Source organism: Psychrobacter sp. W2-37-MNA-CIBAN-0211 (assembly GCF_040309405.1).
GTDB lineage: Bacteria > Pseudomonadota > Gammaproteobacteria > Pseudomonadales > Moraxellaceae > Psychrobacter > Psychrobacter glaciei.
The window spans coordinates 131,599-143,533 of the sequence record NZ_JBEOOU010000007.1; the positions used below are offsets into that span (position 1 = coordinate 131,599).

Here is an 11,935-nt window from a genome sequence, read left to right on the forward strand (position 1 = left end):
AAAAAATTTAACTCCTTTTTAATTTCGTCGCGTTGCTCGGCATGTCGAGCAATTTTATACTTTAAGATTAGACAGTGACTTATGATTATAGATATTATCGGTGATATTCACGGTTATGCAGACAAGCTAGTGGGTCTGCTTACCCAGCTAGGCTATCGCCATAACGGACAGTACTTTGTGCCGCCAGTAGGTCATCGGGCATTATTTATCGGTGATTTGATCGACCGTGGGTCGCAGCAGTTGACCACGTTAGAAATTGTTTTTGCCATGCTGGATGCGGATGTTGCCGATGCAGTGATGGGCAATCATGAATACAATGCTTTAGCCTTTGCAACGCTCGACCCTAATAATCCTCAGGAATACTTACGCTCACACAATGAGACACATACGCGCCAACACGAGGCTTTTCTCGCAGAAGTGCCCTTTGGCTCAGAAAGCCATCGCTATTGGCTTGAGCGGTTATATGAAATTCCCTTATGGCTGGAGACTGACTATGCTTGCTTTGTGCACGCCTGTTGGGATGTGGACAGCATGGCGGTATTAGCACCCTTATTGACTGCTGATAACTGCTTAACGCCTAAAGGACTTGTCGTAACTGCTCAAGAGCATAGCGAGAATTTTGAAGCATTAGAGAGAGTATTAAAAGGCGTAGAGACACCGCTACCTGATGGCATGGTGATGGTTGATAAAGAAGGTACCGAGCGCACACGAGTGCGGGTACGTTGGTGGCTTGAGAGTCTGAACGAGCGTACGCTATATGAGGTTGCACGTGCCCCCTCCTCTGCATTGGCACAAATTCCAGTAGATGCCTTAGCAGAAAATATCAATTTTGCGCTCAAAACCGATAAACCCGTATTCGTCGGCCATTATTGGCTAACTGGGACACCTGAACCATTGAGTCCACAAGTTGCTTGTACTGATTATTCGGCAGCGGTAGATAGTGGTTACCTAACAGGCTATCAGCTCGATACCGAGCAGCCTTTGCCACTCAAAGCCAGCAATTTTGTGCAATATCGCCATGACAAAGACACCGTTATACATTCATAATATGAGTGCCATTTCACTCGCTTTAGCATTAATCGGTAAACTTGGCTTTACGAAGGCGGCAAAACTTTTGTATGATGGTCGTTTTGAGGATATCAAAGCATGAGTACCCAATCAGCTAGTGTTAACTCTGTTGAGCAAAACAGTCCAATCGCCTCTCCTGCTGGTCAGCCAAAAGTTGGCATTATCATGGGCTCGCAGTCTGATTGGGCAACCATGAGCGCCGCTGCGCAATTGCTTGCAGACTTTGATATCGCTTTTGATTGTGAAGTGGTATCAGCACACCGTACGCCTGACAGATTATTTGACTATGCCAAAAATGCTAAAGGTAATGGCTTACAAGTTATTATCGCTGGGGCTGGTGGTGCTGCTCACTTGCCGGGTATGTGTGCCAGCCAAACGCCGCTACCAGTATTTGGTGTCCCTGTAAAATCCTCGATGCTCAGTGGTTGGGACAGCTTATTATCTATCGTACAGATGCCAAAAGGTGTTGCGGTTGGTACTTTAGCAATTGGGGCGGCAGGTGCTTATAATGCCGCATTGCTGGCGATTCAAGTCTTGGCCTTGCATGACGACGCAATCGCTACTAAGCTGGATACTCTACGCCAAACACAAACCGAAACCATCCTTGCCAGCCCAACACCGGGCATTATCAACAGTTAAAAAATACAACTGAATTGATGATAGTTTCTAAAAAAACACGAAGACCCATTATCTGATTATAAATGTTCTAAACTTGATATTTATGCTTAGATGAGTTCTACTAAATACAAGGTGCATACAGTGCACCTTTTCCTATTTTAATAGATTAGATTTCAGATCTAAATAAGGTCTGTTGAACATTCAAATGTGGAACTGGCAGTGGCTATTTTTTAGACAATACGCAGTGAAATTTTTGACGCCTAGTCATTCTAGGTTAGACAATTTCGCCATGTATTGGCAAAAAATAGACCTGCCCTGAAAGGCTGATGCTAAAATCACCCCAAACGTTGTTGTAAACCTAGCTAAGGTCTCGACATTATCGTCGGTTTGCGCCTGATTTGATAAAAGGTTTGGTGCAATTTTAGCGATCAGCAGTCCTAATATTTGAATGTTCAACAGACCCTAAACCGAATACCCTTTATTCATTTTCAATTCAAAGAGCCTGCCATGACCACAGCGAACGCTTATCCTGTTACCCAAACCATTCGTACTATCGGTATTTTAGGCGGTGGTCAGCTTGGCATGATGCTTGCCGAAGCGGCCATGCCTCTAGGCTATCAGTGTGTGTTTTTAGAAGACAATGCTGAATGCCCTGCCAGCCTTTACGGGCGCGTCTTTCATAGCGAGCAATTAGAAGCGTTTATTGCCGCAGCCGATGTATTTACATTGGAGTTTGAAAACACACCGACGGCGACGGTTGAACAACTGGCCAATTTATCAACATCTGGTAGCAAGCAAGGTATGTTTCCGCCACCGATTGCCCTTGATATCGCCCAAGATCGCTTAAAAGAAAAGCAGATGTTTAATGCGCTTGATATCGCCACCGTCCCTTTTAAAGCAGTCAACTCTGAAGCCGAGCTACAGCAAGCTTGCAGTGAGCTTGGACTGCCGATCGTCCTCAAGACCAGCCGCGGCGGTTATGATGGCAAAGGTCAATTTGTCATTAAGCAAGACAGCGATATCAAAGCCGCCTGGCAAGACCTCAAAGACGCTGTCAGTGGTAAAGGTGAGCTGACGCCAACGCCCGCGCCATTGATTGCAGAAGGTTTTATTCATTTTAGCCGTGAGGTCTCTATTATCGCGGCACGAGGACAGAACGGTCAGGTACGCTGTTATGATTTGGTTGAAAACCATCATCATCATGGTGTTTTGGCCAAGACCCAAGCACCTGCGGTTGGGACTAGCCATTTATTTAAGCAAGCGACCGATGCGATTACCACGGTCATGAATCATTTGGGTTATGTGGGCGTGATGGCGCTTGAGCTGTTCGTCACCAAAGACGCGCGTGGCAATGACGCTGTACTCGCCAATGAGATTGCGCCGCGTGTACACAATTCTGGACACTGGAGTATTGAAGGCGCTGTTACCAGTCAATTTGAAAACCATATCCGTGCCGTGGTCAATTTACCATTAGGTGACACAGACAATGTTCATCCAGCGATTATGCTCAACGTCTTAGGGCAATATCCTGATATCAGCGCCGTGCTAGCTATCGATGGCGCGCATTATCATAGTTATCATAAGGCTGAACGTGAGGATCGAAAAATTGCACACATCACATTGATGCCCAATGATGTTGCCGATTTAGAGCCTGCCTTAGCCAAACTCGTCGCGGTACTTCCCAATAAAGTTGGTCTTGATAAAAAATTAGCCTCTGGTGTCATCGATAATCAGCCAAAAGTGACAGATCATTCGGCGGTTATAGCAGCTGATAGAACGTCTAAAGACAGTAACGACACGGTTAAAAATGATAACGCTATCAAGGATAGCCAAACCAAGCCAGTTATAGAGGCTAAATCAAAAACAGAGAAGGCTAAAAAATAATGCAAATTTGGGTGGATGCTGATTCGGTGCCATTAATTGCCAAAGATTTGATTATCAAAACGGCTGAACGGACGCAGACAATGGCTATTTTTGTCGCCAATCAGCCAATTAAGCTGCGTAAGTCTCCGTTGCTCATCATGACGGTAGTGCCATCAGGGTTTGATAAAGCGGATGATTATATCGTAGAACAAATACAACCAGGCGATCTTGCGATTACCAGTGATATTCCTTTGGCCAATGACATTTTGGACAAAGGCGGCATGGTACTGACCACACGCGGCATGGTCTATGACAAAAACAATATCAAGCAAAAGCTCAATATGCGCGATTTTATGGATACCATGCGCGGTACTGGTGTGCTAGAGCTACAAGAGATGAGCGGACAAAAACCATACGGCGACCGTGATAAAAAAGCCTTTGCCGATGGTCTAAATCGTTTGGTACGTTGATTTTTAATAATGCTATTTCCCTTCCACTCAATCTAAACCTCTCATAGCCTGTGCTCTTTGCAAACCGTATACAATCATAACCAAACACTATGCAATCGGCACGCTTCATAACGAAGTGTGCCAACCATCCTTGTTACGCTACACTCAGTTTTTACAACAACAGTAACGTACATAAGAATAGGATTGACTATGAAAATTCTAGTAATTGGCGCAAGCGGTCGAGTGGGAACAGATTTGGTCAAGCAGTTATTGGCTGATAATCACCAAGTGGTAGGTACAACTCGTCAAAAAGAAAAATTGCTCAATGATGACAATTATAGCCAGTTGGATTTAGACATTACGGCTCAAAAAGACGCGATTCAGAAGCAAATCGATCAAGATATCGATGCGGTTTATTTTGTGGCTGGTTCTGGTGGTAAAGATATCTTAGAAGTCGATTTACATGGTGCGATCAAAACCATGCAAGCGGTACAGGATAAAGGTATCAAACGCTACATCATGCTCAGCACAGTGTTCTCATTAGACACTAAGAAATGGGACGAGTTAGGACTTGGCGACTTAAAAGGCTATTACATCTCTAAGCACTATGCCGATCAGTGGTTGGTAAATAACAGCAGCCTTGACTACACTATCGTACAAGCAGCGGCGCTAAAAGAACGCGAAGCGACTGGTAAAATCATCGTCAATGACAACAATTCTGGTGAAAACTCGATTGCAGATGTTGCCGCTACTTTAGTGGCTGTATTAAATGCGAGCAATACGACCAAGAAAGTGTTTGGCATGCATAACGGTGAGACAGCAATCGATGAAGCTGTAGCCAGTGTATAAGCTTATTTGATAACGGCTTATAGGAATCTAACGAGATTAGATCTTTAAAAAGCTTAAAAGAAGGGTCACTTATTTATTGGCGAGCGTTCAAACAGCCAATCGATAAGTGACCCTTTTGCTTTGTACGGTATTCAAAATCAGTAAGGAAAGTGATTATTTAAACTGGGTACGCCTAACACTTTATCTCATTGATACATATAGTAAGAGCACTTTTAAACCGCTACGGTGTTACCCGTCCTAGATGTACTCAGTGTGCTATCTGCGGTCGGTCGCCTTGTAGCGATTCCAACATTCCTTGACTATACAGTGTCGGCTATATTACGCCAAACCACTCGGAAATGGAATGACGTCCTCTAAGCTATTCGCCCCTGTTATCACCATGAGCAATCTATCGATACCGACGGCGATACCGCTACAGGGTATCAAGTCATCGGATGCTGCCAATAAGTGCTCATCGATTGGCATAACTGGCAAGTGATGGCGCTGACGCAGTCGATTGTCTTGCTCAAAGCGTGCCCTTAATGCCTGCCCATCTGCCAGCTCGTCATAAGCATTGGCAATCTCAATACCATTAACATATAACTCAAAGCGCTTAGCCACCTTATTACCGTCTTTATCTAAAGCCGTTTTTGCTAATGCTGCCGTTGCTGGCGGATATTCTATAATCAAAGTCGGCAAATCGTGACCCAAGTTTGGCTCAACTGCATGGCTGAACAATAGGTCCAACCAACTTTGACGAATATCTTCTTCACTATTGGTTGCGCTACTTTCTACACTATTAAAATCAAAACCGGTCAACCCTTTATCCTCTGCCACTGCTTGTAGAGCGGCTAGACTAGCCGTCAGCGGATGTATGCCGACGAAGTCCATAAAAGCATCAACATAGCGGTAATGGTTCATCACAATCGGATATCCATAGAGCGCTTCTAGTAATTCGCCAAGCTCAGCCGCCATATCGGCTAAGCTATAATTCGGCTGATACCATTCCAGCATGGTAAATTCAATATTGTGACGTAAGCCTATCTCATTATCTCGAAAAACGGGACAGATCTGATAAATAGGCACTTGCCAGCTAGCCAGTAAACGCTTCATGGCAAATTCAGGTGACGTATGCAGGTAATAAGTACAAGGTCGATCTTGATAGGTAACTTGCGCAGCGACGGACTGCAAAAAAGTATCTGTATTGCCAGCTTGCGACAGTAGCGGTGTTTGCACTTCTAGTACTTGCCGCTTATTAAAAAACTGACGAATATCCTGCATGAATTGCGCACGCTGCTGCGCCATACCTAGCGTCATAGTGGGTGCGTAGCTGGGCTTAGCATCTGGCTTAGTATCCGGCTTAACAGAAGAACTGATTGATTGATTCATGACTATTTACTGTGGCTAATGGATTATAAAAATAAGTTTGTAAACCGAGGGTTGGCTTTAAAACTGCCATTCACGGCGCAAATGATAATCACGGCGCAGTTGATCAAAATCAGCACCACTAACTTGTCCATCAACTGCCTGACTCCGCAGAGAAGCATCATCTTGCATAATGTCATAGAACTTAATCAATCTATCTGGATGCGCCTTCAACTCAGACCATAAAAACATATTTAGTGGCAGCAGTTTTTGCATAGACTGAACAGGTGCGACCGCCAGTTTTTCACATAGCGCATCATAGATAATTTGCGTGCCGCGCAGCTTCCCTTCTACGGTATAGCCAGCGATGTGCGGCGTGGCGATAGCCAATTTGGCCAACAAGCCTTCAGAAATCTCTGGCTCGTGCTCAAACACATCAAGCACCACTTGCCGCTCGTTACGCTCAATATCTGCTTCTAAATCACTCGCATTAACAACAGGCCCACGCGCGCTATTAATGAGCATGGTATGCGGCGACATCATTGCTAGAGCCTCTGCATTGATTAAATGACGCGTTGGATAATCACTGCCATTACTGCTTTGAAAACTTTGTCCAGCCGCAGCCTTTTTATCCGTACTTTTTTTGTCCGTGAGTGGCACATGTAAACTGACAACGTCGCTTTGGCTAAGCACTTGCTCAAAACTGGCATTATTGATATCTGAAGGGTGTAATAATGGGTCATAGCCCAGTACTTGCCAGCCCAAAGCAGTCGCATACTGAGCGAGTGTACTGCCAATATTACCAAGCCCAATGATGCCCAAGGTTAATGGTGGCATTGATGATGTCATTGATAGCGTCGTTGATGGCTGCCAATACTGCGGACGCAGCGTTAAGATAGCCGTCAGTACATATTGGGCGACCGAATGTTTGCTACAGCCAGCAGCATTGGCAAAAGTGATATTGCGTGCAGCCAAATAATCTTGATCAACATGATCGGTACCGATCGTTGCAGAGCCAACAAACTCCACACTTTCATTATCAGCCAGTAATGCTTCGTTTACTGACGTTACAGAGCGTATTAACAATATAGTTGGCTGTAATTCGGCAAGCAATTGCGCATTGATATCACGTCCAGCTACTTTGATAATATTTACCGTCTGCTCAGTCGCCTGACCAAGCATAGTGGCAGTAAAAAACTCATCAAGGCTGGCGATATTACTATCCGCCAAAATAGTGATTCCTGTTACTGTATCCGTCATCGCGTTAAGCCTTATTAAATATCTTTATCGATCGGTGTTTTATTCTTTATGACTCAGCTGTTTTTACTTTACTCATCAACCGCTGATTGTGTGTTTTTATCGCTCAACATGATTTCTTGTGGGGCGAATATTTCATTTTTGTGTTGCGATATCCACTCACGCCATACCGCAAGACCGATAGCCAATACCACAGGACCGATGAACAGACCAACGAAACCAAAAGCTGTTAACCCGCCCAATACCCCGATAAAAATAATGATGAAAGGAATCTTGGTGGCACCGCTAATCACGATAGGACGAATAAGGTTGTCGACCCAGCTGATGACCAACACGCCCCACAATGCCAAGCCAATACCTTCCACCGTATGACCCTGACTTAACAACCAAATCGACACCCCGCCCCACACGAATGGCGTACCAAACGGGATTAAGGCAATGATGAAAGTGATAATTGTCAGTAAAATAGGACTTGGCGCACCAGAGAAATAATAACCAATACCAGCCAGTATCGCCTGTGCCAATGCGGTCAGCCCAATGCCATATACTACAGCGCGAGTGGTCGTACCGACAGAGTCAATATAACCATCGATACGATTGCCAATGATGTTACGTAAGGCTTGACGAATTTGGCGAACCAAGCTTGTGCCATCACGATAAAAGAAGAACAGGGTCATCAGCGCCATGCCAAGCTTGGCAAGACTACTGAACACCACATCAAAAGCGATTTTGCCATAATATAAATGGGACTGTACCCAAATACGAAACGCTTCTAGCGTCCCTTCGGGGTTTTTATTGATGCGCCACAGCACATCTTTGACTTGTTGACCGATAATCGGTAAATCTTTGACAGAATCAGGCACGTCCAAATAACCTACTTTAATACGATAAATTAAGTTACTGATGATACTTAAGGCTTCCTGCTGCAAAATAAAGATACCGACCACGAGCGGCACGCCGATCATAAGAGAGATGTTCACGGTCATAATAGCGGCGCTAACGTTTGAGCTGAACTTTACGCGTTGGTGAAAAAAGTTATAAATAGGAAAAGTAACATACGCTAAAATCGCCGCCCATAGTGCCGGTACAATAAAAAACTGTACCACTTGAAAACATAATATAAACAGCACAACCAATAAAGTAATGGCCAATAAGCGCTGAATAATAAATTCTTTTGTCCAGTTTTCTATCATAGTGTATAAACCAAAAGCGGACAGCAAAACCTCATACGGCATTGCTGCAAAGTTTATAAATAGGTGAACAGCAATCTACGGGCAATTTCCGTAGATTGCTGTTCATTAGCGAGGGTAGTTGGCTATAAATATACAGGTCAATATTGGCTACAAGTAAGCTTGCCTCACGTCAACCGTAACACAGTTGATGTCAATAATGTCTTAGAAAACAGGACAAGAAGCAGACTACCTACCGACAGGTATTATGCAACAAAGTAGGTCAAATAAATAACCCTATGTTGTAATCTTTCCTTACAATTTTTTTGGGCTAACTTCACTGGACCGTTACGTTGTTAACCAAACCATCATACATAGAATGAATACCGAAAAACAATAACCATTGAGTACTATTTGCTGTCACTTTATGAGTCACTATCTAGCAAGGTAAATCACTGGCGCGTTCTATTAGTATCAACAATTGATGTTATACTAGAATAATTGTTTTGAAATTTTAAGTGTCGCTACTTCAATTTGACCTTATTTATTTTCGTCATTATTAGAGCGAATCCTTTATCATAACCCTTCTTTATTCTTCCTCTCTAAACACTGTTAATGTCTAGTTTTTTAGAGTAGTGCAGCATAATTTGGGTCTGCTATATAAGCATTACATTAATGCTTATACAAGCGTTGTACGCATCATGCGAGTTCGATATACGAACTCACGGTTAAAAACAATGTAAAAAAAACCATGACTGACGCGCAATGCTTTGATGTAATTTCGGATTAATTTTTATTTTAAACCAACACTGATCCACCAAATTTTAAATACTATATTCATAGGAACAATAACAATGTCAAAAGACAATGATAACCCTAACCTTACTGCCTCAAATGAGGCGAGTAAGACCACTAAAACCCAAGACAGCGTTACTTTTGCTTTAGCCCAATCACACTTTTTGGTCGGTGATATTACCGCCAATGCAGCAAAAATGCGCACACTGGCACTAGAAGCTCGCGAGCAAGGTGCTGATGTGATTGTCTTTCCAGAGCTCGCACTATTAGGCTATCCACCCCAAGACTTACTGCTGCGCCCAAGCTTGTCAGGTCGCATCAAAAGCGCTTTATCTAGCTTAAGTGATATCGATGACATAGTCATGATCGTTGGTTATCCGCACGTCGATCACCATGGCACGTTCAACTCAGCAGCCATCCTACATAATGGGCATCAAAAAGGCTTTTATCATAAGCAAATATTGCCAAACTATGGCGTGTTTGATGAGCGTCGTTACTTTGACAAAGGTCGCAATCAAGTCCTATTTGATTATAAAGGCATTACCATTGGTCTGCTCATCTGTGAAGATTTGTGGGAAAAAGGCCCTATTTCTGACCTCAAAAAGCAAGGCGCGGATCTGGTCATCAGCTTAAATGCCTCACCTTTCGAAATTGAAAAACAAGACAATCGTAAAACCATGCTGACCAAACGCAGCCGTGAGAATGGCCTCCCCATCATCTATGTCAATGCTGTTGGCGGTCAAGATGACTTGGTCTTTGACGGTGGCTCTATGGCAGTTCAAGCTGATGGTAGCGTTGCCCACGAAGCGCCACGCTTTATGAACCAATTGCTACTCGCGACTTTAGATGTCAAAACTGCCAAATTCAATGCGCAGTCTAAAGCACCTTTGACCCTCAGCCGCGAATCAGAGATGTATCAAGCGCTGGTAGTTGGCTTGCGTGATTATGTCAACCTTTCAGGATTCTCTGGCATTATCGTCGGTTTATCAGGTGGTATTGATTCGGCATTAACGCTGTGTATCGCAGTCGATGCCTTGGGTGCGGATAAAGTTTATGCGGTCATGATGCCCTATGAATATACGTCACCAATCAGCTTAGAAGACGCACAAGCACAAGCCCGTCGTCTAAATGTTTCTTATACGGTTTGTCCAATTTTTGATGCGGTCGAAGGTATTCGTCATACCCTTGCCCCGCTATTTAATAAATCACCTGCGGACACCACTGAAGAAAATATCCAAGCACGTGCGCGCGGTGTTGTATTGATGGCACTGTCCAATAAATTTGGTCATTTGGTCATCACGACTGGCAACAAATCAGAGCTGGCGGTTGGTTATTCAACCTTATATGGTGATATGGCAGGTGGCTTCGATGTGCTAAAAGATGTTTATAAATCACAGGTTTATAAACTGGCCAGCTATCGCAACCGTCTAGAAGACACGCCTGTGATTCCTGAGCGCGTGATTACCCGTCCCCCATCAGCCGAGCTACGCCCTGACCAAAAAGATCAGGACAGCTTACCTGACTATGACATCTTAGACGGCATTTTGATGTCTTATATCGATGAAGACATGGGCTACCAAGATATCGTAGATAAAGGGTTCGATGCTGACTTGGTCGCCAAGGTTATCCAAATGGTCGACAATAACGAATTTAAACGCTGTCAGGCACCAATTGGCACGAAGATCAGCCATAAAGCCTTTGGTCGTGAGCGTCGTTACCCATTGGTGAATAAATGGTCGATAAAAGGCTAGGTTGCAACCATTGTCTGACTGCTACCGTAAAAAAGTCAGACAATGACAACCTCCTTGTTTAAAAATCAATCTTTAATTATTAGCTGGGTGCTTGCCCAGCTTTTTTAGTTTCTGACTAGAATGTGTTGAACATTCACAAATAAGCTTTTCGCGTCCACAAATTGAACCCTTTATTTTTAATCTAACTACCCTACCTATTTCTATCCGAGTATCTCATGAGCTTGCTAACTGCTGGTGTGTTTATCTTTTTATTAATTGCGCTCAGCGCCCTTGTCTCCAGCTCCGAGCTAGCACTAGCCTCCGCCCGAAAAATCAAACTACAAGTGATGGCCAAAGAAGGCGAAGTGCGCGCGCTTGATGTTCTCAATATGCAAGAGCATCCTGGCAGTTTTATTACTGTGGTACAGATCGCGCTCAATGCGGTGGCCATTTTGGCAGGTGTTATCGGCGAATCAGCCATCAGTCCTTATTTAGAGCGTCTATTCGGTCATGAAGCGCTCGCCTCTGTTGTGTCATTTATCATCATCACCAGCGTCTTTGTGCTGTTTGCCGACCTTATGCCCAAACGTCTCGCCATGTCCAACTCTGAACCGATTGCTATCAAAGTTGTACGGCCGATGATTTTTTTAATTTTTGGTGTAATGGACATTATTCATGCTGGCGTAGGGTCTAACGCTATATACTGTCTATATTTCCAAGGAATCAACGCCATGAATCAAAAAACTGCCCTTTTTGTAGTGATAAACACACCAAGAAGAATGGACGTAAGCTT

General features: G+C 43.9%; 10 protein-coding genes. 7 read left to right on the plus strand and 3 right to left on the minus strand.

The genetic code is table 11. From position 1 onward, the window contains the following. Window positions 1–81 precede the first annotated feature (81 nt). From AAEY72_RS08930 to AAEY72_RS08950, 5 genes are all read left to right on the plus strand, one after another. Window positions 82–1,047: a metallophosphoesterase gene (locus tag AAEY72_RS08930; RefSeq protein WP_352310256.1), complete on the plus strand. Its 966-nt coding sequence runs from the start codon at window positions 82–84 to the stop codon at window positions 1,045–1,047. Between the two features lie 99 nt (window positions 1,048–1,146). After that, on the plus strand, window positions 1,147–1,707 hold the full coding sequence (gene purE / locus AAEY72_RS08935) for a 5-(carboxyamino)imidazole ribonucleotide mutase (RefSeq protein WP_010201919.1): 561 nt from the start codon (window positions 1,147–1,149) through the stop codon (window positions 1,705–1,707). 486 nt (window positions 1,708–2,193) lie between these two features. Then, window positions 2,194–3,570, plus strand: coding sequence for a 5-(carboxyamino)imidazole ribonucleotide synthase (locus AAEY72_RS08940; protein WP_352310257.1), 1,377 nt, complete (start codon window positions 2,194–2,196; stop codon window positions 3,568–3,570). Beyond that, window positions 3,570–4,019, plus strand: a complete 450-nt coding sequence (locus AAEY72_RS08945; RefSeq protein ID WP_010195720.1) for a YaiI/YqxD family protein — start codon at window positions 3,570–3,572, stop codon at window positions 4,017–4,019. The genes AAEY72_RS08940 and AAEY72_RS08945 overlap by 1 nt, the downstream gene beginning before the upstream one ends. Before the next feature lie 189 nt (window positions 4,020–4,208). Beyond that, the gene (locus tag AAEY72_RS08950) at window positions 4,209–4,847 is read left to right on the plus strand and encodes an NAD(P)H-binding protein (RefSeq protein ID WP_352310258.1); all 639 of its coding nucleotides are present in this window, start codon (window positions 4,209–4,211) and stop codon (window positions 4,845–4,847) included. 318 nt (window positions 4,848–5,165) lie between these two features. Here AAEY72_RS08950 and epmA read toward each other — a convergent pair whose 3' ends face one another. The 3 genes from epmA to AAEY72_RS08965 all read right to left on the minus strand — a co-directional run bounded on the left by epmA (window position 5,166) and on the right by AAEY72_RS08965 (window position 8,641). Further along, window positions 5,166–6,215, minus strand: coding sequence for an EF-P lysine aminoacylase EpmA (gene epmA / locus AAEY72_RS08955; protein WP_352310259.1), 1,050 nt, complete (start codon window positions 6,213–6,215; stop codon window positions 5,166–5,168). A 57-nt stretch (window positions 6,216–6,272) separates the two neighbouring features. Beyond that, window positions 6,273–7,451 carry a 4-phosphoerythronate dehydrogenase gene (locus AAEY72_RS08960; protein WP_352310260.1) on the minus strand — a complete coding sequence of 393 codons (1,179 nt, stop codon included), beginning with the start codon at window positions 7,449–7,451 and terminating at the stop codon, window positions 6,273–6,275. Between the two features lie 68 nt (window positions 7,452–7,519). Further along, window positions 7,520–8,641 (minus strand): AI-2E family transporter, encoded by a 1,122-nt coding sequence (locus AAEY72_RS08965; RefSeq protein WP_210541092.1) that lies wholly within the window; start codon window positions 8,639–8,641, stop codon window positions 7,520–7,522. A gap of 830 nt (window positions 8,642–9,471) precedes the next feature. Between AAEY72_RS08965 and AAEY72_RS08970 the strand changes: the two genes are divergently transcribed. Together AAEY72_RS08970 and AAEY72_RS08975 are read left to right on the plus strand one after the other, a co-directional pair. Next, on the plus strand, window positions 9,472–11,163 hold the full coding sequence (locus AAEY72_RS08970) for an NAD+ synthase (RefSeq protein WP_010195736.1): 1,692 nt from the start codon (window positions 9,472–9,474) through the stop codon (window positions 11,161–11,163). 215 nt (window positions 11,164–11,378) lie between these two features. Continuing rightward, window positions 11,379–11,935 (plus strand): CNNM domain-containing protein (locus AAEY72_RS08975; protein ID WP_352310261.1); only part of this gene is annotated, 557 nt, incomplete at its 3' end.